The following is a 23,081-nucleotide window of genomic DNA, read 5'->3' as shown; positions in this document are numbered from 1 at the left end:
AACAAAAGGGATTTATTATGCTGATTTTACGCGCGATTATTGTAATGATGGTTTTTTCATTAACAGGCTGTACTTATTACTTATGGAGCTTAAGTGACACCCGATCAACAACTGTGCGAGAAATGAATTTCTCTGATCGAATTAGCGGGATGTTTGAGTATAAAAATGTAAATCTGACTGAAGAAGATAATGGCACTGGAAAAGACATTATCAGACTTCCAGATGAAGGCGTAGGATTCGTTGGGGACGATAATATCTATTTTGTGACGGTTAACGGTAATGAATTATTGGCATTGAACGATTTGATGAAGAAAGTGCCATTAAGAATGAACAATGATGATAAATTTATCGATATGAATCTCAAAGGCCACTACAGTAAGAACACTAATGCAGAATTCCAACAAACAATGAGCGTTAGAACTCGAAAACCTGTAACTGCATTAACTCAATCACAAAAGAAAGCGCTTGAGGATAAGCGGTTTTCATCAGTGGACGGTTATTTACAGCGTTCAGTGACCGTTGAGGGCATCATTATCAATAGAATGAGGTTAGGTTCATCTTTCCCTCAGACAACATCACTCGATGAAAGCTATCAGGTGCGATTTTATTCATCATATCGTTACGATAAGTTCGACAGTGGCTCGTTAGCCTTAAAACTTGCATTGACACCTGTCACGTTAATTGGGGATGTTGTTTTTATTCCGCTATATCTACTCACTGCAAAGTAGTAATAGGATAGGGATATTCATCAATCTAATAAGAGGGTGAGATGATTAGATGCATCATCAGATGTTACATCGGTGGGGGGCGAAACATATTTAATTATAATGGATGCGCAAGTCGGAAAGAGTTTTGGGTTTTCATTCTGATAAATTTATTAGCTTTGAATTTATATTCAGCAATAACTGGAATGCTGACTCTGACCGGCAGTGGCATAGTTGATGTCTTGTTGTTTCTTTCAATGTGTTTTTCTCTTCAACTGTTATTTATATGCATCCTGATCATCCCTGTTATGTCTTAGGGCGTAAGAAGAATGCATGATATTGGTCGGAGTGGCTGGTGGTTTAGTAGCCTGCTACTTAGCAATATTTTTATTATTCCTGTATTACTTGGTGTTCTGGTCAACAGTATTGCAAATCGCTTTCCATGGGATATCGAACTCTCTATATCGATTTGGGCAAACCTGGTATTGAATTTGAGCGTTATTTTTTCCCTGACATATCTGTGCTGCAAACCTTCAGTAGAGCCATCACCGCTTCCACATTAACGCAATAAAAAAACAATCAGAGTGCCGTAATGAAAGATCTCACCCTGCGCTATTACGACACCGAAATGCGCTAGCTGCATAATGCCGCTAAGGAATTTTCCGCCACGCAACCTGATAGCACTAAGAAGGACAAAATAGACCGGGCTGGCGCGCCGGATCCGATAGGTGGGTTAACTGTTAGGGATTAAATGATGAACGACCGCTTAGCGGAATGTTACGCCGGAGCCTGGCGTAAAACATTCGATTATAAAAACTGCACCACGCGCAAGGAATTCTGGTCATTTATTCTGGTCAGCACGCTCCCATCTTTATGCTCAGGCGCCGTGCTTCTTATTGCTCTTATTTGGGTTGATTTATGGGTGATTAAATTTTGTGGGATTGGTCTTGCGACTGTTATGTCATTTTTCAGCGTAATCATTATTTTTCTTTTATGTCGCTGGGAATTCGACGCATGCACGATATTGGCCGCTCAGGTTGGTGGTTTGGCTTCCTGTATATAGGAAGTGTTTTTTTCTTTCCTGTAAGTCTGTTTTTATTATACCTATGCAGTAAGCCTTCGCTCCATCAGCATCCGGTTTATCTCTGAATAAATAATTAGAGCTCTGTGTAGGATGTTTAAGATTCACTATGTAACTTAATTATCAGTATCTTTACGTCATGGAGGATATGATGAATACATCCGGTATTCTACAGAAAGTTTTGTCGGTCTCATTAAATCGCTATTATCTCGATTTACCGGGCAGCACCTTTAGTACTGATGTTGAAGAGATTGAGGGAAAGGAGGAGATGAGCGAACTGTATTGTTACACAGTTCGTTTCACCAGCGATGCTGGCGACATACAGCCTCAGCAGATGCTGCGGAAAAAAGTCTGGTTAAATATGCAAGCTTCCTCAGATGAGCTGAAATCGGTATTTCCTGAAAAAATCGTTAAAGTCATACACGGAGTGATAACTCACTTTCGGCGATTGCAAGGTTCACGCGATCAAGTAAGCTATGAAATTATTATTGAGCCATTTGTTTCACTGCTAGGTAAACAATTCCACAGTCATCGATTTTTCGTCAATAAATCAGTGCCTGAAGTGGTAACGAAAATACTTACTGAACATGGTCTGGAAGCCTGGCAATACCAATTTAGCCTGAAGCAAAGCTATCCAAAGCGCGAACAAATTAATCAGTACCAGGAAAGTGATCTAAAATTTATTCAACGTTTACTGGCTGAAGTAGGAATTTTTTTCTACTTTCGCTTACAGGAGGATGCGCGCACTGAAGTAATCCATTTTGGTGACAGTCAGGTGTCGTTTAATACTGTCAAATCGCTGCCGCTTAACAGCCCTTCAGGTATGGATGATGGCGGAAAAGATTCGATCTGGGAACTAAATCTTAATCATCAGGTTGTGGAAGCTAGCGTATCCGCTAAAGATTATAACCATCGTGAGGCGCAATATATTTTACGGTCTGCGGAAGCGGATATGACACGGGGCGATGGCGATGCAACTAATTATGGCAAGGTTTATCATTATCGACCTCGCCATCCCCAATCTGGTGACAAGTACACACCAGCTGCAGAAACCGCAAACTTCTATGCACGTTTGGATCATGAACGCTTCCTCGCTAGCCGAACATCCATTACAGGAATAAGCACCGATCCCTCTCTGGCTGCTGGGCAAACGCTGATAATAACCGACAATAGTGTTCCTTCAACCTTGCCAGAGTTGCTGCATAACCCACTGGTAATTATAAAGTTGAAGTTCGTTGCCAGTCGGGAATCAGCCATGCGAGTGACGATTGGCGCCGTGCCATACAGTGAAACTATTTGCTGGCGTCCAGCAATGCTTGTACGCCCTAAAGTCAGCGGCACCATGACAGCGCGAGTCACTAGCGCAAAAGATAATGATATCTACGCCTGGCAGGACGCTTCAGGTCTTTATCGTGTGGTGTTTGATGCGGATGAAGAGAGCAAAGATCGCGGGCAGGAGAGCATGCCAGTGCGACTCGCCAAACCTTATGGCGGCGATATGTATGGCTTCCACTTCCCACTGATTCAGGGAACGGAAGTAGCGATAGCCTTCCGCGAAGGTGATCCTGACCAGCCTTATATTGCTCACGCGCTTCATGATTCGCGCCATGTCGACCACGTCACCGAAAAGAACAGCACACGCAACGTTATCCGCACCGCAGGTTTAAACAAACTGCGCATGGAAGATAAGCGCGGTGAAGAGCACGTCAAACTCAGCACCGAGTATGGTGGTAAATCACAGCTAAGCCTGGGGCACCTGGTGGATTCCTCGAGAGCCAAACGCGGTGAAGGTTTTGAACTGCGCACGGACAAGTGGGGCGGGATTCGTGCTGGAAGCGGTATTTTTATAAGTGCAGATAAGCAACCTGGCGCTGGTGCAGAAGTGCTTGAGATGCAGGATGCACTTAACCGCTTGCACAATGCAGGCAATCAAATGCAGCAGTTAGCTGATGATGGAAAAGCCGCAGGCGCAGAACCTGCGCAAGTGGAAACTCAACTTAATTTCATGCGCGAAGAGTTAGAACAGCTCAAGCAAGCAGTCGCACTGCTTAGTGCGCCGCAGGGAATCGCGTTAACCAGCGGTAAACATTTACAGCTTGCAGCGGCAAAGAACTTAATCGCCACCGCAGAGGCAGACGCTGATGTTGGCATCGTCAAACGCATGTTTATCGGTGTGGGCGAGGGACTGAATGTATTTGTGCGCAGGATGGGTATCAAGCTATTAGCAAATCAGGGGCCGGTTTCGATTCAGGCGCAGAACGATCAATTGCAATTGCTTGCAAGGCAAGGACTGGAAATTACCAGCACCGAAGAAGAAATTCATATCATTGCTAAAAAGAAAATCGTGCTGAATGCCGGGGGAAGCTACATTACGCTGGATCCGTGCAAAATTGAGTTGGGCACCGATGGTGACTTTGCGGTGAAATCAGCAGATTTCGCCTATAGCGGACCGGCAAGTATGACGGCGGAACATCCTGAATATCCCGAAATCCAATCCACCGCTAAGCAATTATTGAATCTCAAAGTACCAATGTCACCTGATGCAGAAGCCGGAAGCTGGGCTGGCATGCCGTATACGTTGTACGCCGATGGAGCAGCGATAAAACAGGGCGTGCTGGATAACACCGGCAATTTACCGGTTGAACATCAAACCGTGACGAAATCTTATCGCTTGGTAATGGCAAACGGTGTTAGCTACCAGATTCCCGTCGCCGCCACTTATCGCAATCCAGAGCAAGGTGTTCTAGCGAATCGCGGCATTCATCATCATCACTCGCAACCTGCAGAAGAAATTAATGCTCCGGATTCGCACACCGGGCACCGTTCGCTCTATGCCGCATTACTTGATGGTATTAATGACAGGGAAAAAGACGCATGAGTCAGTCAGATATCGTTTCACCTATTGCAACTGATATAACCCATCAATGTGTGATTACACCGCCGTGGTTTGTACAGGGCAGCGAATATCAACCTTTACCGGCGACCTATTTTCCGCTGATTAATGGTGAGGAAGCATTTGGTGCGGTGCATCATGCCATCGAAAATGCGCGAAAATCAGTGGATATTATTTGCTGGGGTTTTCAACCTTCAATGTATTTTGTGCGTGATGGTCAAGCCCCCTGTATTGGGCAACTATTAGAAGATCTTGCACAGAAGCGTGACATTGAAGTGAGGATCCTAGGTTGGGAAATGCCGTTTAATACCGCTGGATTTGGTGGTGAAGCTAATTTGCCGGGTAAATTTATTACTGGAGTTAAAAATAGAGCGGGTCAAACCTCGACTAATGATCAATTTTCTTTTGATCAGGATTGGTTTGAAAAATATGCGCTTGCTAACACCATTAAAGAGATATCGCGTGGAATAGGAACTACACCAAAAAAACTGCAGCAGTTCCCACAATTTGTCAGCCGTGGCTTTAATGTAGATGAGCGTGCGGAAATTGCTTATCAGATTAAGTTCAATAGCCTTGATAAAAATCTGAGCAATATGAGCACTGCTACTATGGCAGCGAGTGTTACACACCATCAAAAAACAGTGTTAGTGGATTATGAACTGCCGGAGAGAGCGGTTGGTTTTGTAATGGGTCACAACATGCTGGACGAATACTGGGACACAGACGCGCATTCAGCTGCTAATCGAGGTGAGAATAGACTCCCACCGAATAAAGGTGCGACTGGTGCACTGCCACGTCAGGACATTTCCAGCCGGGTAACCGGACCAATACTAGAGCATCTGCATCATAATTTCGCGACTGCATGGAAGAGAGAAACCGGGCAGGATCTCTTGTTGCAGCGTCACGCCAGTGAAGTGGCTAAAAAAATGAAGCCGCAAAGATCGCTTGGTGCTCCATTAATGGCACAATTGCTGCGCACTCAGGCGCAGGAAGGTAAGCGAGATATTGAGAAACTCTATTTGCAGGCAACAAACAATGCAACGCAGTTTATCTATATTGAGAACCAGTATTTCCGCTGGCCTCCACTGGCAGAATTGATCAAGAAAGTCGCAGCAGATCAGACTCGTGAAGGACGCGATCCAGGAAAACACGGATCACTATATCTTTTTGTTACAACCAATGTGAGTGAGCAGGAAATTGGGCCTGGCAAAGTGAATACGCAACGTATGCTCGAGAGTTTGGGGCGTGCTGATACTATACCTGGAATTACCAAATTAAGACGTAAAGAGATGTTGTGGAATGAAATGCCAACTCCACCATCTATTGATGCAACCTACGCTGATAAATTAAAATATATTCAGGGGCGAGATAAGAAAAAAGCTGAAATCAGAGCAAAAGAAAAGGAAGTTGATAATAGTGTGGTTGTTCCAGTAGAACATCCCGGGTTAAAAATTCATGTCTGCTCTTTAGTTGCACCTGACTCTGATCCAAATGATTGGATGCCAGTATATATTCACTCTAAGTTAATGATCATCAATGATGTATTTACCACGCATGGGTCGGCCAATATCAATACTCGAAGCATGCAGGTTGATAGTGAAATGAATATTGCTCATTGTAATACATCAGTAACAAAGGTGATGCGGAAGAGATTGTGGAATTTGCATACTAATAATTTAGGTGGGCAGGATGATGCAGGGGAAGCATACATAGAATGGGATAGATTAATTCAAAGTAATAAGGTTTTTGAAGGTGAACATCACCCTCCAGAAGTTTCTCTTATTGAGTTTTACTATGCTGAAACAAAGTTAACCGATTTGGATTAATCATGAAAAATATTTTGTGTTTTATTTTACTGCTTATTGCCTGCGATCAGAGCAGGGGACATGCTTCATTGATAGGTAAAGGCACCATGGATTCATTGTTAAATTTAAATTATAAAAAAGAGTTTGTTTGCAGCCGGCAAAAAATGATTGAGTCATCGCCTGATGCAGAGGTTATATTTAACTATGCGCGTTGGATGCAAAAAAATAATCAACTTAAACAAGATGAGAACGTGTACTCTCAAGTAGAACGCCTTTATCGTATTGCTTCAGAGAATGGTAATGCTAAAGCTAACATAAACTTACAAAATGGTTCACTTAGAGGATATTTTTATTTAAAAGATGATGAGCGTTTGCGTATGAGTCAGGAGTTAATTAATCATGGCATTGGTGCTGGGTATTATTTTGTTGCGATCTATCTTCAGCATGGTGTTGCAGGTTTACAGAAAGACCAAGAGATGGCTTTACGATATATGCGTAAAGCTGCTGATGAAGGAAATCCACAAGCGCAGGCTTATGTTGGTGATAAATTAGCACCAAAAGATATTGCTCCTGAGATTGGTTTACAACTCCGCCGTTGTGCAGCAGAGCAAGGAGAAGGAAGGTCTGCGCTTTCCTTAGGGATTTACTATCAATTAAACAAGCAATTTGAGGCTGCCATTGAAGCATTCCAATTAGGCGTTTCTGCAGGTGATGCAGCTTCTGCAAGCTTCCTAAAACATGGTTTTGACGGTCCGACAATATCAGAAAAAATTAATTATTTAGGGCAACAAAAAGATACTGAACGTACTAAAAGATATGAAATTATAAGTACAATTCTGAATGATTATTCTTATGCAAACCCTTCCATTCCAGAAATAGATGAAATTGTGCCACTTCCACCCGCACCGTTACCCGCCTGGGATGGAAAATTGAAATGGCTGGAAGAAAGAGAAGCCAATATTCCACCTGAAAAGCCCAGTGAAGCACTGATTAACCAAATGGCACGAGATAAACAACTCGATCCTGCTACCGGCAAACCATTACCAGAGTCACCACATTTTGTTCGTGATGATTCCATCAAGCTATCATGCCGTAATGGTGAGGTGTGTCCCGTGAGTGGATATTGGGAAATGGAATGGTGGGATTACAATAGCCTTAATACTCAGAGGATAGTGCGTTTTAATCAGGGAGATATTCTGCCAGCTGACAGAGTACGGCGCGTGGTCACTCGTCCCTGGCCATTCGAGGACAAAATTGTGATTGAAGAGAAAATGATGGCGTGGCGTTTAATCGCTGAAGCTTAAGGTGTTCTTTTAAAAGTTCTGATGTTACCTAACTTTGACGTCCGAAGTCTGGCGGCATGCCATAAACGTTACATTTTAATTCTTCAGTAATAAAGAGGGTCATGCTGGCAAATCGCGGCATTCATCATCATCACTCGCAACCTGCAGAAGAAATTAATGCTCCGGATTCGCACACCGGGCACCGTTCGCTCTATGCCGCATTACTTGATGGTATTAATGACAGGGAAAAAGACGCATGAGTCAGTCAGATATCGTTTCACCTATTGCAACTGATATAACCCATCAATGTGTGATTACACCGCCGTGGTTTGTACAGGGCAGCGAATATCAACCTTTACCGGCGACCTATTTTCCGCTGATTAATGGTGAGGAAGCATTTGGTGCGGTGCATCATGCCATCGAAAATGCGCGCAAATCAGTGGATATTATTTGCTGGGGTTTCCAGCCTTCGATGTATTTTGTGCGTGATGGCAAAGCACCCTGTATTGGGCAATTATTGATTGATATTGCTGAAAAGCGTGGCGTTGAAGTAAGAATACTGGCCTGGGAAATGCCATTTAATACTGCCGGATTTGGTGATGAAGCAAATTTACCTGGAAAGTTTTTGCCGATTGTAAGAAACCGTGCAGGTCAGACTTCTACCGATACACAATTTGATTATGACTGCTGGTGGTTTAAAACCTCTGCGCGCTTTAATACCATGAGGGAGATGGTCCGGGGAAAAGAAAGCACGCTTGAGAAACTTTATCCTTTTCCTCATTTTGTTAGCCGTGGTTTTAATGCGAGGGATCGTGCTGAAATTGCATACCAGGCAAAATTTAAGGCTCTTGATAAAAATCTGAGTAACTCAACGATTGCTACTATGGCAGGAACTGTCACACATCATCAAAAAACCGTAATAGTGGATTATGAACTGCCGGAGAGAGCCGTGGGTTTTGTGATGGGCCATAACATGCTGGATGAGTACTGGGATACTAATGCACACTCAGCCAGAAATCGGGGTGCTCATGCACCCGAACCGAATAAAGGCGCGACCGGTGCTCTGCCACGCCAGGATATTTCCAGTCGGGTAACCGGACCAATTCTTGAGCATTTACATCATAATTTCGCGACCGCCTGGCAGAAAGAAACCGGGCAGAATCTCTTGTGGCAGCGTAATGCCAGTGAGGCGGCTAAAAACATGCGGCCGCAAAAATCACTTGGCACGCCGATTATGGCGCAATTGCTGCGCACCCAGGCGCAGGCAGGTAAGCGCGATATTGAGAAACTCTATTTACAGGCAACAAATAACGCCACACAGTTTATCTATATTGAAAACCAGTATTTCCGCTGGCCACCACTGGCAGAATTGATCAAGAAAGTCGCTGCGGATCAGACCCGTGAGGGACGCGATCCAGGAAAACACGGATCACTTTACCTCTTTGTTACGACAAATGTGACTGATGGCGGTATTGGAGCAGGTACAGTAAACACGCAACGTATGCTGGAGAGTTTAGGCCGGGCAGATACCATTCCAGGTATTACCAAATTAAGACGTAAAGAGGCGCTGTGGAATGAAATGCCAAGTCCGCCATCGATTGATGCCTCACTTGATGAAAAAATAAAATATATTAAGGAAAGGAAGGATAAAGAGGCGGAAGTCAAAGCGAAAATGCAGGAAATAGACAATAGTGCCGTTGTCCCCGTAGAGCATCCGGGATTAAAAATCCACGTCTGTTCGCTGGTGGCACCTGATTCAGAGGGAAATAACTGGATGCCAGTATATATTCATTCAAAACTGATGATTATCAATGATGTTTTTACCACCCATGGTTCAGCCAATATCAACACACGAAGTATGCAGGTCGATAGTGAAATGAATATTGCGCATTGTAATGCGCCAGTAACCAAGAAGATGAGGAAGCGATTATGGAATCTGCATACGAATAATTTGGGTGGGCAGGATGATGTTAAGGTAGCCTTTAAGCAATGGGAGGATTTAATGGCGCAAAATTCTGATCGAATTAAATCAAGTCAGCATGGCGAAGGCTTGATGAATCCATTATGCTCAATTATTGAATTTCAATACAATGAAAATACATTAAGCGATCTAGATTGATGATGAGACTAATTCTTTGTGTTGTTTTTTTTCTTACGGCATGTGATGAAATAAATATTAACTCAGCTTTCAATGAGACTAAGAAAATGAATGCATTAAGTTCAGTTAAGATGAAATTAGAATTCACATGTAAGCATCAGATGATTTCTGATTCAAAAAATGAATCAGAAAAATTGTTTGCATATGCTCGTTGGTTACAGAAAAATAATCAACTTAATCAGAATGTTTCAATTGAGGCTGAAGTATCTCGCCTTTATCGTATAGCATCTGAAAACGGAAATTTAAAAGCAAATATAAATCTTCAAAATGGTGCATTACAAGGCCGATTTATTATTAATGACGAAGAACGACTGCGTTTGAGCCAGCAGTTGATAGACGCAGGTGTAGGAGTTGGGTATTACTTTATTGCAATCTATCTTCAACATGGCATAGCTGGGTTGCAGCGGGATCAAGAGATGGCATTACGTTACATGCGTAAAGCTGCAGATGAAGGTAGCCCTCAGGCTCAAGCATATGTCGGAGAGAAATTAGCACCAAGTAATGTGGCACCTGATATTAGTATTCAATTTCGCCGTTGCGCAGCTGAGCAAGGTGAAGGTAAGACTGCTCGTAATTTAGGTATTTATTACCAGAATCGTGCAGATTTTAATTCTGCACTGAAATTTTTTCAACTTGGAGTTAAAGCAGGAAACTCGAGTGCAGCTAGCTTTCTATCAAGTGGTTTTGATGGGCCAGAGTTAAATAATGAACTTTACTATATGGGGCAGGAGATGGATAAGGAGCGAGTAAGGCGCTACGAAATAATATGGGATGTTCTTGAGAGATACTCCTATACCAATCCTACAGTCCCAGAAATAGATGAAATTGTGCCACTTCCACCCGCACCGTTACCCGCCTGGGATGGAAAGTTGAAATGGCTGGAAGAAAGAGAAGCCAATATTCCACCTGAAAAGCCCAGTGAAGCACTCATTAACCAAATGGCGCGGGATAAACAGCTCGATCCTGCTACCGGCAAACCATTACCAGAGTCACCACATTTTGTTCGTGATGATTCCATCAAGCTATCATGCCGTAATGGTGAGGTGTGTCCCGTGAGTGGATATTGGGAAATGGAATGGTGGGATTACAACAGCCTAAATACTCAGAGGATAGTGCGCTTTAATCAGGGAGATATTCTGCCAGCTGACAGAGTACGGCGCGTTGTCACTCGTCCCTGGCCATTTGAGGACAAAATTGTGATTGAAGAAAAAATGATGGCATGGCGTTTAATTGCTGAGATTTAAATATTATGGTTTGTTTTATTTAAATGTATTGCCGCAAAAAAATGTTGGCGTTTTCTCAGTTTAAAGGAGTGATTTAATGAAAGGAATTATCCGTTTAGGCGATAGCCATAATGGTGGCGGCACGGTGTTGGAAGGTTCAACCACAATGAAATTTTCTGGTATCGGCGCAGCACGTAAGGGGGATGCGGTTATTTGTCCTATTATTGGTCACGGTAAGAATTTTATTGCTGAGGGCCATGCTACGTTTAAAGATAATGGTGTGCCAGTGGCATTTCAGGGGCATCGGTGTGCGTGTGGTTGTGAATTAATCTCCAGCCTGACACAAGCTGTGGCAGAGTAATTATGGCAATCAACCTCAGGCAGGTACCTACTGCGCTCAAACAACCTGAATTACCAAGATGGTGGATCTGGCTATTATTACTCGCTCTGTTTTTGGTATCAGGCACCGCTTATCAAATGTCAGTAAACCTGGAAAATAAAGCCATCGATGCTGAAGCCTTTTGGGAAAAAGCATTAGTGATTCCAGCCGCTATTTGGTTGACACTGTTAGTCTTGCGAATGGTTTATTATTCCTGTGATATTGCAACAGTGGATAAACTGAATGCTAAAAGAGAAAAGGCTATTCAGCATCAAGTGCAATTGGGTCAGCGCTACCTCAACATCTTAGACGTCAGCCTTCATACTGCATTGCGTTTTCCTGATGATCAGGATGGTAAAAAACAATGGCAGGCGATCCAACAAAAACAGCAGGCACTGAAAACCCAGCCTTCATGGCAAAGCGAACGTGGTATTAGACATAGCCGGTTAAATGCCACGGCTGATCAATCGCCGGAGCAAATACTTAACCAAACAATGAGCGCAACAATTAATCAATTGAGTAAGACGTTAGCATCGTTTCCATCTGATTTACCGCTGCATCTACTACTGGAAAATCACATCGGCATGCCGGATATCAATTTTCAAAAAATGTGGCAGCAACATTTTAACGATGCTCACATCCAGCAAGCGATTGAATGGCTGCATGGTTCTGGACTTCAAGCTATCGATGAGTGGCTTGATCATCGCAGCAATAAATCCTCATTGCTTTTAGTATTAGCCGTCAATTTTTCCCCTATACAGCTGGAAGGATCGGCTGAATCGCTAGTTTATTTACTGCTGGCAAATCCGGGTTTGCCAGATTCGCCCAAACCGCTAGCGCAATTGCATCGACCTGAACAGGCTTACAGTGTGACTGAGGAGGATCTGAACTATGCGGTGCAACATGCTGCGCTGTGGGGAGATGCCACGACTGAACAAATCAAAAGCGGATGGTTGGTTGGCATACATTCTTCATGGCAGCAGAGGGTGGCAATGGCTCTTAAAGCGCTATCGTTACCGCTCAATATTGGACAGGATCTGCACGACATTAACAGCACGTTGGGTTATCCGGGGCCTGCTGCATGCTGGCTTACTATCGCTTGTGCCAGTTCCTCCTTAAATGAAGGCCCACAGATTATGCTGAGTGGAACGGGATTAGAAACCGAGCAATTGTGGGCCACGCTGATCGTGCCAGCTAAAGACCAAAACTCTAATACTTAACGCAACAACTCATGGCTCAATAATGAAAGATCTCACCCTGCGCTATTACGATACCGAAATGCGCTACCTGCGTGATGCCGCGAAAGAATTTGCCGCCACGCATCCCGATCGCGCTGCGATGCTTAACCTTGATCGCGCTGGCGCGCCGGACCCGTTTGTTGAACGTCTGCTGGAGGGCTTTGCCTTTTCCGTCGGTCGCCTGCGTCAGAAAATTGATGACGATCTGCCGGAACTGACTGAAGGGCTGGTCAGCATGCTGTGGCCGCACTACTTGCGCACCATTCCGTCGCTGTCGGTGGTGGCGCTGACACCAGACCTGCCAAAAATGAAAATGGCGGAGGTGGCGCCAGCCGGACTGGAGGTCTATTCGCGTCCGGTTGGCCCGAAAAATACCGTATGCCGCTACCGCACCACGCAGGCGCTAACGCTGAATCCGCTGGAAGTCGCTGGCGTGACAATGGCAACCGAGCCGGATGGGCGTTCGCTGCTGCGCATCCGCATCAACAGCAGCGGTCAGGCTGACTGGAATCAGACCGACCTGAGCCGCCTACGCTTCTGGCTGGGTGAAGACGTACCGTTCAGTAACGCGCTGCACCAGATGCTGACGCGTCGCCAGGCGGCGTTGTATATCCGCCTTGCGGGTCAGGAAGAGCGTGCGCGGCTCGACGGCTGGTTCAGCCCCGGCGGATTTGGCGACGATGACCGGCTGTGGCCTAAGGGCGACAGCGCCTTCAGTGGCTATCAGCTGCTGCTCGAATACTTCACCTTCCCGGAGAAATTCCGCTTTGTTCATCTCAACGGGCTGGAGAAAATCACGCTGCCGCCGGGCCTTGCATATTTCGATATTGAGGTGGTGTTTAGCGCGCAGTGGCAGAGCGATCTGCCGGTGACGGATGAGTCTCTGCGGCTGCACTGTGTGCCGGTGATCAACCTGTTCACGCTGGAGGCCGATCCGCTGACGGTGAGCGGACTGGAGAGCGAATACCTGCTTCGTCCGAAGCGACTGCAGGACGGCCATACCGAAATCTACGCGGTGGATGCGGTTAACGGTTCGGGCATTGGCGGCAGCGCAGATTACGTGCCGTTCTCGAGTTTCCGCCACAAGGGCGGCATGATGCGTCGACAGGCACCTGAGCGCTACTTCCATACCCGCGTGCGTAAAGGCGTGAGCGGGCTACACGATACCTGGCTCATTCTCGGCGGCCAGCAATGGGAAGCGGGGCAGGAGCTGGCCAAAGATACGCTGTCGCTGCGCATCACCGGCACTAACGGTCAGCTACCGCGCCGGGCGCTGCAGAGCACGCTGCTGGATCGCTGCGAACAGGTATTACAGACGCCGGTAACGGTGCGCAACCTGTGTCGTCCAACGCTGCCCGCTTATCCACCGGCAGAAGATCGCTTTCACTGGCGCGTGCTGAGCCATCTCGGCTCTGGCTTCATCAATATGATGAGCAGTGCAGAAGTGCTACGCGGCACGCTTGCGCTCTACAACTGGCAGGATGACGAGCTGTGTAACCGCAAGCTCGACGCCATTCTTGACGTGCAGCATCACCGTCTGCAGCGCTTTGAAAACGGTTATCTGCTGCGTGGTCTCGAAGTGGAAATCACGTTGGACAGCAATGGCTTCACCGGTGACGGTGACATCAACCTGTTCGGCGAGATGCTCAACCGCTTCCTGTCACTTTACGCCGACATGAATCAGTTCATTCAGCTCTCCCTCATCATCCGGCCAGAAGGAAAATGCATCCGGTGGAAAGAGAATCACAGCCAGCGCCTGCCCGGCTAATTGCGCAGCTGGGTGACCGGCTGCCGTACATGAACTTTTACCGCTTCTGCCAGCTGCTTGAGCAAAGCGATCCCGACGCGCCAGTGCCCGGCAGCGGCTGGCAGGTGCGCCATGAACCGGTACGCTTCCGTCCGCATCCGGGCATGGGCTTTCCGGCGGGCGAAATCCGCGGCTATGAAAATCCTGCCCGTCCCGGTTTGCCGCCGACTGTGCGCGTCAACTTTATGGGGCTGTACGGCACCGAATCGCCGTTGCCAACGCGCTATATCGATGACATCGCTCTGCGCCGCGATGGCCATGAGGCGATGCAGGATTTTCTCGATATCTTTAATCATCGCCTGACCACCCAGTTCTATCGTATCTGGCGCAAGTATTCCTATCCGGCAACCTTCGCAGAAGGCGGTCGCGATAATACCTCGCAGTATTTGCTGGGACTGGCCGGACTCGGCATTAAAGGCTGTGCAGAAAACGTCGCCACGCCGGTATCGCGTTTCCTGGCGCTTCTGCCAGTGATGTTGCTGCCGGGGCGCACCGGTGAGGGTGTGAGTTCGCTGGTCACCCTGCTGGCGCCGGATACGCGAGCGGAGATAAAGCCTTGGGAGCCGCGCCGCATTGAGCAGCGAAACGTCCTGGCGATGAGTGTACGTAAGCCGGTGAGCATGAAGAATCGCCCGGTGATGGGGACGCACGCCACCGACGTCAACGGCCAGGTGCTGATTCGGCTGTTCACGCGCAATCGCGACGAAGTCAGCGGTTGGCTGCCGGGTGGACAACTGCACGGTGATTTTATGGCGATGCTGCACGTTTATCTCGGGGCGAAGCTCGATGCCCGGCTAGAGCTGTGCGTGGAGCGCAGCCTGCTACCCGATGCGCAGCTAAGCTGCCGTGAAGCTGATGCGGTGCTGCTGGGACGCACTGCCGTGCTGCCCCAGTTGAGCGCATCACATTCTAAAAGAGATGACGTTATTACTATTCAGCTCGGCCGCTATGAGCGCGTCCGGGTCAACACATCAAGGATTGAGACCGATGAAGAAGGCGATTACCGCTGGTAAAACCCTGCTCCCTATAATATTCGCGCTGGCCGTCAGCGGATGCGGACTGACGCAGAAAGTGTCGGACGGCACTGTTTCGATGACCAGAGCCATTTTCTACAAACAGATTAAAACGCTGCACCTCGACTTTGTCGCGCGCGAAGGTGTTAACCGCAATGCTCAGGGCGCAGCGTTGACCACCGTGGTGCGCGTCTGGCAGTTGAAGGATCGTAAAGCGTTCGACAGCTCGGACTATCCATCGCTGCTGGCCGCCGACAGCCAGGCGCTGAAGACCGATTTAGTGGCGGAGAAATCGGTGAGCGTGCGTCCCGGCGAGTCAGTGAGTATTGATGTGCCGATGGAAGAGAATGCAAAGTTTGTCGCAGTAGCGGGCATGTTTTTGTCACCGGACCAGCAGAATGAGAAATGGCGGCTGGTGCTAACGCGTGACGACCTCGATCCCGACAAGGCGCGCATTATTGAACTGGGCGACGGTACGTTGACGTTGCTGGCCGTGAAGAAGGAGTAATCATGACACCTTCACTTTACGACATTCTGTACGGCAATTTTGAAGGTGATCTGGAGCTGGAACGTGTTGGCGAAGAGAACCAAGTGATTTTGTCGGTGCTGGATAACATGCAGCGCATTCTCAACAGCCGCGCCGGTTCGCTGGCGCACCTGCCGGATTACGGCCTGCCGGATATGACGCGCATCCTGCAGGGCATGCCCGGCACCGCGCACCAGTTGATGCACACACTTTCCGGCGTGCTACTGAAATATGAGCCGCGTCTGAAGCGGGTTGACATTGTGATGTTGGAGCAAACGCAGCCCGGCGAATTGCGCTACGCGATTGATGCCGAGTTAAAGGAAGTAGGACTGGTGCGCTTCGGCACCGAATTTATGCCGGAAGGGCGCGTGATGATCCGTCACATGAAACAGCAGCAATATCTGGATGCCAGGGCATCTGTTTAATTTTTTTGCCTGATTAAGGCTTTTCGGAACACAGCAATGACTTCATCTCAACCTCGCTACGTTAAAACCGGCGGCGATCCACGTGCGTTTGCCGAATATGCCGCGCTGCGCCAGGAAATGCAGAAACTCACGCATCCGGCGCGTCCGGATGTCGATTGGCCGCACGTCTCCATGCTCTGTTTAACGCTGTTCGAAAAAAACGGTGTCGAGCTGCAAAGTGCGGTCTGGTACACGCTATCGCGCGCGAACACGGCAGGAACGGCAGGTATAACGGAAGGCCTGGCGGTGCTAGTAGCATTGATTACCCGCGATTGGCCGACGTTATGGCCGCAACCGGCACATTCACGTATCGAACTGCTGGCGGGACTGAGTCGTCGGTTGCAGCAATTCCTGCGTACTCAAACGATAACCGATGCAGACTTGACGGCGCTGAGCCAGGCGGCGCGCTTGCTCAGCGAAGCCGGCGATCATCTGCAACGTCTTGAACTGCGTCAGCTTAGTCAGATTGATCCGCTGCTGGACCGCATTCGCAGTGCGGTGGTGATGCTGGAACACTGCGATGTTTCAACATCTGATGCTGTGGCTAAGCTGCCTGAAGTCGTTCCGATTGAGAAGCCCGCAATGGCGTTAGCTAGTGCAGAAGTCAGTGGCTGGGTGTACGTTCCGTCTCCGGGTGTGCCTGCACAGGATGTGAGGCGGCTGCGCCGTCGGGCATTTGTGAGTGGCGTTGGCGCGACGCTGCTGAGCGTGTCACTCATCGTCGCCACTGGCTATTTCGTTGAGCAAAATACTGAGCAGGAATCTCCGTTGCAGCAGGCATTACAGGCTTCAGTATCACCAGTTGCTGCGCCTCTCACACCGGAAATGATGGCTGAGCTCCAGGCGAATCCCCCCGAATGGCTGAACGACGGAGCATGGCTGGAGCAAATGCAGCAGCAACTGAACTGGCTGCAGGGCGCATCGCCGGACTGGAATCTGCAGCATGGTAATGCGTTAGTGATGCAGGCCAGCCAGTTGTTGCCTGATTCGGATGCGGTTAAAACGATGAGCGCACGCTGGAACAAGCAGCTTAACGCGGCAGCAATGCCAGCAGATAAAATGCAGGGATGGCAACAGGGCATGGAGCAGCTCAACACGTTGTCGCAGCGCCTGAATGGACTTGACGAGAAGCGCGGCAAATATCTGACAGTGAGCGAACTGAAAACAGCGGTCTACAATATGACGCAGGCGTTCAACGAAACGGTGCCACTGGAAGAGGAACTGCGCGTGTTGCAGCAATCGGACGATGACGCTACACAGAATCAGTTAACACAAGCGGAAATGCACCTGAAGCAGCTTATCGCCAGTTACCAAACGATAGCTACATCGTCAAAAGAGCAGGAATAGCAAAATCCGCAGCCAACCGGTATTCGCAGCTATCAAACTCTGCGGGGGTTTGAATCCCCCTCGCAGAAAACAGGCAAAAAAAAGCCTGAACTTTCGTTCAGGCTCTTCTTTAGAATGTGGCGGTGAGAGGGGGATTCGAACCCCCGATACGTTGCCGTATACACACTTTCCAGGCGTGCTCCTTCAGCCACTCGGACACCTCACCACATTTTTTTGTCAACCGCGCTGGGTCAACGGGGCGCTACTATAGGGAGATCGCTGAAAAGGGTCAAGCGCTATTTTCTCCTTTTGTTCTATTCGCTTAAGCTCTGAGCGTATTGCCGTTGGCCTGCTCATCATGGCGATTCTGTCATCAAATCATTCCCTCTCTGTCACAAAAATGTCACCGCACTGTCGCAGACTTGTCCGCGGAAACATTTGGTTATATCTATGGAAAAGGATGCTTATAAATGAAACAGATACCTCTCTTTACGGTTACGCTGCTGGCTTCTCTGATCGCGACATCGGCAGTGGCAGACGATGCACACTATTCCCGCGCTGCTACCGGCGATGTCACCGAGCACGGCGGCGCGCGTCGTCTCACCGGCGACCAGACCGAAGCGCTAAGAGCGTCATTAAGTAATAGCACCGCAAAAAACGTGATTCTGCTGATTGGTGACGGCATGGGAGATTCGGAAATCACCGCCGCGCGTAATCAGGCGCGGGGCGCAGGCGGTTTCTTCCCCGGCCTTGATGCGCTGCCGCTCACCGGTCAATACACGCACTATTCACTGGATAAGAAAACCCACAAGCCGAATTACGTGACGGATTCCGCCGCGTCGGCCACCGCGTGGGCCACCGGCACCAAATCCTATAACGGTGCGATTGGCGTCGACGTGAACGGCAAAGATCAGGTAACGATTCTTGAGCTGGCGAAAGCCGCCGGTAAAGCCACCGGCAACGTTTCCACTGCTGAACTGCAGGATGCCACGCCAGCAGCGTTGATCGCGCACGTCACTTCGCGCAAATGCTACGGCCCGGAGAAAACCAGCGAATTGTGCCCCACTAACGCGCTGGAGCAGGGCGGTAAAGGATCGATTACCGAGCAGATGCTGAAAACCCGCGCGGACGTCACGCTGGGCGGCGGCGCGAAATCCTTTAGTGAAACCGCCAAAGCTGGCGAGTATCAGGGTAAAACCCTGCGCGAACAGGCACAGGCGCTGGGTTATCAGTGGGTTGATAATCTCGATGGCATGAACGCCATTCAGCAGGCCGACCAGAGTAAACCGGTGCTTGGCCTGTTTGCCGACGGCAATATGCCGGTGCGCTGGCAGGGACCGAAAGCCAGCTATCATGGCAACATTGATAAGCCGGTGGTGACCTGTGAAGTGAATAAAGAGCGTCCCGCTTCGGTACCGACGCTGGCGCAGATGACCAAAAAAGCCATCGATCTGCTAAGCACTAATGAGAAAGGCTTCTTCCTGCAGGTGGAAGGCGCGTCAATTGATAAGCAGGATCATGCGGCCAATCCATGCGGTCAAATTGGTGAAACCGTTGATCTGGATGAGGCAGTGCAGCAGGCGTTGATCTTTGCGCGCGAACATGGCGACACGCTGGTGGTGGTGACCGCCGACCACGCGCACAGCAGCCAGATCGTAGAAAACGGCACCAAAGCGCCGGGTCTGACGCAGGCGGTGAATACCAAAGATGGCGCGGTGATGACCATCAGCTACGGCAATTCAGAAGAGGATTCGCAGGAACACACCGGCACGCAGGTGCGCATTGCGGCGTACGGCCCGCATGCGGCTAACGTGGTGGGCTTGACCGATCAGACCGATCTGTTCTTTACCCTGAAGGATGCGATGGGGTTGAAGTAGCCAGGATAACGGTCGCCATTAACGGCGACCGTTATACCTTACAACCCGCGTTTTGCCATCAACCGCGCTAAATCCACCAGACGATTGGAGAAGCCCCATTCGTTATCGTACCAGGCAAGGATCTTCACCAGATTGCCGCCAATCACCAGCGTCGAAAGCCCATCAATAATCGATGAACGGGCATCGCCCTGATAATCGCTTGATACCAGCGGCTCGTCGCTGTATCCGAGAATACCCTGCAGCGGACCTTCTGCCGCCGCGGCTTTAAACGCGTCATTCACCTCTTCTGCGGTCACGTCGCGTTTCAGCGTTACGGTCAAATCCACAATCGACACCACCGGCACCGGCACGCGCAGGGAATAGCCGGTCAATCGACCCTCCAGCTCCGGAATCACCCGACCGAGCGCCTTCGCCGCCCCGCTTGAGTAAGGCACAATCGACAACGCCGCCGCCCGCGCACCGCGCAGATCTTTCTCCGGCTGATCGTGCAGCACCTGGCTGTTGGTATAAGCATGCGTGGTGTTCATTAAACCGTGCTCAATACCAAACGCCTGGTGCAGCACCGCCGCCGCTGGCGCTAGGCCGTTGGTGGTGCAGCTGCCGTTACTCACCACAAAGTGCTGCTGCGGATCGTAACGTTGATCGTTCACGCCCAGCACAATTGTCAGGTCATCGTTCTTGCCCGGCGCGGAGATAATCACGCGCTTAGCGCCACCGCTGGTGATGTGCACTGCGGCTTTGTCGCGTTCGGTGAAGAAGCCGGTGGCTTCAATCACGATATCCACGCCGACATCGCGCCAGCGAATATTCGCCGGATCGCGCTCGCTGAACACGCGCACCGCTTTGCCATCAATGCGCAATTCGCCTTCACCGGCTTCCACTTCCGCCGGTAGCCTGCCGAGCAGGGAGTCGTGTTTCAACAGATGCGCGAGGGTTTTACTGTCGGTGAGATCGTTGATGGCGACGATTTCAATATCATCGCTGCCCAGCGCTGCACGAAAAACGTTACGTCCGATACGGCCAAAGCCGTTAATGCCGATCTTAGTCATGATTGACTCCTTTTCCGAAGATACTGGAGTCACTCTAAGCCGATGGCGAGATGGCGTAAACGCCAAAAAAGGATCACTTTACGCCAATTTCCGGCAGTGGAAGCGCTGGCGATATTCGCCCGGCGTGAGATGCAGTTGACGCTCAAAGCTGCGGCGTAAATTGATGCTGCTGCCAAAACCGGTCTGTTGCGCGATGCGATCCAGCGTGTCGTTGCTTTGTTCCAGTTGTTCACGCGCGGCGGCGAGACGCGCTTCGGCCACATAGCGCGCGGGCGGCGCGCCGGTTTCACGGGTGAACACGCGGGTAAAGTTGCGCGGGCTCATGGCGACGCGCTCCGCCAGTTTCTCGACTGAGAGATCTTCGGCGAGGTTGGCGCGGATCCAGCGCTGCAATTCACCGATCGGGCCAATGCCGCTCGGCGTTTGCAGATGAAAACGGCTGAACTGCATCTGTCCGCCGGGACGGCGCAGATACATCACCATATCCTGCGCGATATCACGCGCCACGCTATAGCCGAAATCCTCTTCCACCAGCGCTAATGTCAGGTCAAAGCCCGAGCTGACGCCGCCGGAGGTCCAGATCGGTCCGTCCTGAATAAACAGCGGGCCGCCTTCCACCTGAATCTCTGGATAGCGCGATTGCAAGGTATCGAGCAAGCGCCAGTGCGTGGTGGCGCGGCGACCTGCCAGCAAGCCGGATTCCGCCAGCAGCATCGCTCCGCCACATACCGAAACCACGCGCCGCGCCTGCGGAGCCGCCAGCTTGATGAAATCGACCACCATATTGCCTTCTTCCGCGCTGTCGCCGCGCCCGGTGATCATGATGGTGTCCCACGCAGTGCGCGGATCGAGATCGGCCAGCTTGAGATCGGCTAATAGATTGAGGCCGGATTGGCCGTGGATCACCTGATGCGATTGGGTGGTGGCGAGGCTAACGCGATAGCGCTGCTGATCGGCGCCAACCGGCAGATGCTGATTGGCGCGCATCAGGATATCGGCGATACCCGCCGCTTCAAACAGCATGCCGCCGTCGGGCACAATAATCAGAAAGGTTTTCATGGCGTGAAATAGACATTTTGACAGGATAAGCCAGAGTGTCTCATGGCATCTGGATTATTTCCAGGCATAGCAGATCACGATATGCGGCAACTTTGATTAATGATTTTCCTCCCTGGCGCAACGTCATTTCACGCCATTATCTTCACAATCACATCCGCTAACATGGATGAATTCGATCTCGCTGGAATTCAACATGGATCACGCCTCAATGCGTACGTAATCCTTTACCGTCAAGTCGAGTGGTTTGCCGTTTATCCTCATTCTGAGTGGGTTAATGGTGATCACTTCGTTTTCCACGGATATCTATCTGCCCGCCATGCCGATCATGGCGCGCGAGCTGCACGGCGATGCGGAACTTACAGAGTGATTGTTGAACGTTATCCTGCTGCTCTGCAGGAGCGGGTTGGCGGCTAAGCCAGACTAACGTTTGCGGCGTGACGTTCAGCTGCCGCAAGCGTTGTATGTCGAAGCATTTTCGATTGCATCGACATTTTTTTGTATTTGACGTTTTTTTCTCAGTGGGTATGCTCAGCCACGTCAGGATCCTCCGGCCAGGGTTGGTTGAGACGATTACAGAGAGCCCATGAAAAACAGTAATGACAAACAGTTATGCGACATCGCGATTGGTGATGCGGTGATGGAATTATTTAACCAGGATGCGCCGGTTTCGCGTACCACGCTGCTCGCGCAATTAGAGAAGATGATACATGCGGGTGTGACGGCGGAAGAGGTACGGATCGCCAGACTGGCTTTAGAGCTGGTGACGAACAGCAGCACAGCCGACAAGGTTGAACAATCGGAAGAGAACGTGATGAGCTTTAGAGCGAAAAACGTTTCGGCGGATGACTCAACACAGCACTGATCGCTGTATGCCGGACAAAGTTGTCCGGCATAACGGCGCGGCGTTACCAGCGGTACTTATTCGAATCTTCCCACTCTTTAACTTCTTTTTCCGCACGGTCTTTTTCATAACCGTAGCGTTCCTGGATTTTGCCGACCAGCTGATCGCGTTTTCCTTCAACCACGGTCATGTCATCATCGGTCAGGTCGCCCCATTTTTCCTTCACTTTCCCTTTGAACTGCTTCCAGTTGCCGCTAATACGATCTTCGTTCATGTTGATCTCCCTATTTCGTGGTGACTGTGTGCTGCCGTTCGCTGGCCTGATGCCAGCGGGTGAATTAATCCTGGCACAGGA

20 protein-coding genes, 1 tRNA gene and 1 pseudogene are annotated in these 23,081 nt (G+C 49.5%); 18 read left to right on the top strand and 4 right to left on the bottom strand.

Annotation, left to right across the window (positions count from 1 at the left end; all coding sequences use genetic code 11):
* Positions 1–17 precede the first annotated feature (17 nt).
* The 15 genes from P6287_RS11415 (at position 18) to P6287_RS11345 (ending at position 17,921) form a co-directional block, all read left to right on the top strand.
* On the top strand, positions 18–728 hold the full coding sequence (locus P6287_RS11415) for a hypothetical protein (RefSeq protein ID WP_192411634.1): 711 nt from the start codon (positions 18–20) through the stop codon (positions 726–728).
* A 727-nt stretch (positions 729–1,455) separates the two neighbouring features.
* On the top strand, positions 1,456–1,767 hold the full coding sequence (locus tag P6287_RS11410) for a hypothetical protein (protein WP_277973723.1): 312 nt from the start codon (positions 1,456–1,458) through the stop codon (positions 1,765–1,767).
* Positions 1,768–1,933: 166 nt separating this feature from the next.
* Complete coding sequence (gene vgrG, locus P6287_RS11405) at positions 1,934–4,663, top strand: type VI secretion system Vgr family protein (protein WP_277973722.1); 2,730 nt, start codon at positions 1,934–1,936, stop codon at positions 4,661–4,663.
* Positions 4,660–6,504, top strand: a complete 1,845-nt coding sequence (locus P6287_RS11400; protein ID WP_277973721.1) for a phospholipase D-like domain-containing protein — start codon at positions 4,660–4,662, stop codon at positions 6,502–6,504. The genes vgrG and P6287_RS11400 overlap by 4 nt, the downstream gene beginning before the upstream one ends.
* A gap of 2 nt (positions 6,505–6,506) precedes the next feature.
* Entirely contained in the window at positions 6,507–7,787 is a 1,281-nt protein-coding gene (locus P6287_RS11395; RefSeq protein WP_192411638.1) for a DUF6396 domain-containing protein, read from the top strand.
* A 101-nt stretch (positions 7,788–7,888) separates the two neighbouring features.
* Positions 7,889–8,026 (top strand): hypothetical protein, encoded by a 138-nt coding sequence (locus P6287_RS11390; protein ID WP_192411639.1) that lies wholly within the window; start codon positions 7,889–7,891, stop codon positions 8,024–8,026.
* On the top strand, positions 8,023–9,885 hold the full coding sequence (locus P6287_RS11385; protein WP_277973720.1) for a phospholipase D-like domain-containing protein: 1,863 nt from the start codon (positions 8,023–8,025) through the stop codon (positions 9,883–9,885). Before P6287_RS11390 ends, P6287_RS11385 begins: the two co-directional genes overlap by 4 nt.
* Before the next feature lie 86 nt (positions 9,886–9,971).
* Positions 9,972–11,168 (top strand): DUF6396 domain-containing protein, encoded by a 1,197-nt coding sequence (locus P6287_RS11380; protein ID WP_277973719.1) that lies wholly within the window; start codon positions 9,972–9,974, stop codon positions 11,166–11,168.
* A gap of 76 nt (positions 11,169–11,244) precedes the next feature.
* Positions 11,245–11,508: a PAAR domain-containing protein gene (locus P6287_RS11375; RefSeq protein WP_277973718.1), complete on the top strand. Its 264-nt coding sequence runs from the start codon at positions 11,245–11,247 to the stop codon at positions 11,506–11,508.
* A 2-nt stretch (positions 11,509–11,510) separates the two neighbouring features.
* The gene (locus P6287_RS11370; RefSeq protein ID WP_277973717.1) at positions 11,511–12,746 is read left to right on the top strand and encodes a hypothetical protein; all 1,236 of its coding nucleotides are present in this window, start codon (positions 11,511–11,513) and stop codon (positions 12,744–12,746) included.
* Between the two features lie 22 nt (positions 12,747–12,768).
* On the top strand, positions 12,769–14,532 hold the full coding sequence (gene tssF, locus P6287_RS11365) for a type VI secretion system baseplate subunit TssF (RefSeq protein WP_277973716.1): 1,764 nt from the start codon (positions 12,769–12,771) through the stop codon (positions 14,530–14,532).
* Positions 14,487–15,584, top strand: coding sequence for a type VI secretion system baseplate subunit TssG (gene tssG, locus P6287_RS11360; protein ID WP_277973715.1), 1,098 nt, complete (start codon positions 14,487–14,489; stop codon positions 15,582–15,584). Before tssF ends, tssG begins: the two co-directional genes overlap by 46 nt.
* Entirely contained in the window at positions 15,559–16,092 is a 534-nt protein-coding gene (gene tssJ / locus P6287_RS11355) for a type VI secretion system lipoprotein TssJ (protein ID WP_192411648.1), read from the top strand. Before tssG ends, tssJ begins: the two co-directional genes overlap by 26 nt.
* Before the next feature lie 2 nt (positions 16,093–16,094).
* Positions 16,095–16,535, top strand: a complete 441-nt coding sequence (gene tssE, locus P6287_RS11350; protein ID WP_192411649.1) for a type VI secretion system baseplate subunit TssE — start codon at positions 16,095–16,097, stop codon at positions 16,533–16,535.
* Between the two features lie 36 nt (positions 16,536–16,571).
* A complete protein-coding gene (locus P6287_RS11345) occupies positions 16,572–17,921 on the top strand; it encodes a VasL domain-containing protein (protein WP_277973714.1) in 1,350 nt (449 codons plus the stop codon).
* Positions 17,922–18,038: 117 nt separating this feature from the next.
* Here the strand turns inward: P6287_RS11345 and P6287_RS11340 are convergent.
* Positions 18,039–18,126 (bottom strand) — tRNA-Ser (locus P6287_RS11340).
* Between the two features lie 244 nt (positions 18,127–18,370).
* Here P6287_RS11340 and phoA point away from each other — a divergent pair.
* The gene (gene phoA / locus P6287_RS11335) at positions 18,371–19,777 is read left to right on the top strand and encodes an alkaline phosphatase (RefSeq protein WP_277973713.1); all 1,407 of its coding nucleotides are present in this window, start codon (positions 18,371–18,373) and stop codon (positions 19,775–19,777) included.
* A 38-nt stretch (positions 19,778–19,815) separates the two neighbouring features.
* Here the strand turns inward: phoA and gap are convergent, their stop codons facing one another.
* Together gap and P6287_RS11325 are read right to left on the bottom strand one after the other, a co-directional pair.
* Positions 19,816–20,826 carry a type I glyceraldehyde-3-phosphate dehydrogenase gene (gap, locus tag P6287_RS11330; protein WP_101764088.1) on the bottom strand — a complete coding sequence of 337 codons (1,011 nt, stop codon included), beginning with the start codon at positions 20,824–20,826 and terminating at the stop codon, positions 19,816–19,818.
* A 78-nt stretch (positions 20,827–20,904) separates the two neighbouring features.
* Positions 20,905–21,885 carry a helix-turn-helix domain-containing protein gene (locus P6287_RS11325; protein WP_277973712.1) on the bottom strand — a complete coding sequence of 327 codons (981 nt, stop codon included), beginning with the start codon at positions 21,883–21,885 and terminating at the stop codon, positions 20,905–20,907.
* 244 nt (positions 21,886–22,129) lie between these two features.
* On the opposite strand from P6287_RS11325, the pseudogene P6287_RS11320 reads away from it, so the two are divergent.
* Together P6287_RS11320 and P6287_RS11315 are read left to right on the top strand one after the other, a co-directional pair.
* Positions 22,130–22,246 (top strand): annotated as a pseudogene (locus tag P6287_RS11320) (Bcr/CflA family drug resistance efflux transporter); the annotation flags it as partial.
* 222 nt (positions 22,247–22,468) lie between these two features.
* Entirely contained in the window at positions 22,469–22,747 is a 279-nt protein-coding gene (locus P6287_RS11315) for a hypothetical protein (RefSeq protein WP_101764090.1), read from the top strand.
* A 43-nt stretch (positions 22,748–22,790) separates the two neighbouring features.
* Here P6287_RS11315 and P6287_RS11310 read toward each other — a convergent pair whose 3' ends face one another.
* The gene (locus tag P6287_RS11310; protein WP_007892931.1) at positions 22,791–23,000 is read right to left on the bottom strand and encodes a CsbD family protein; all 210 of its coding nucleotides are present in this window, start codon (positions 22,998–23,000) and stop codon (positions 22,791–22,793) included.
* Positions 23,001–23,081: the final 81 nt, after the last annotated feature.

Origin of the sequence: Pantoea sp. X85 (assembly GCF_029623675.1) — a bacterium.
Lineage (GTDB): Bacteria > Pseudomonadota > Gammaproteobacteria > Enterobacterales > Enterobacteriaceae > Pantoea > Pantoea leporis.
The sequence above is the reverse complement of the archived record's forward strand: the minus strand, read 5'-3'. Positions and strand labels throughout refer to the sequence as shown.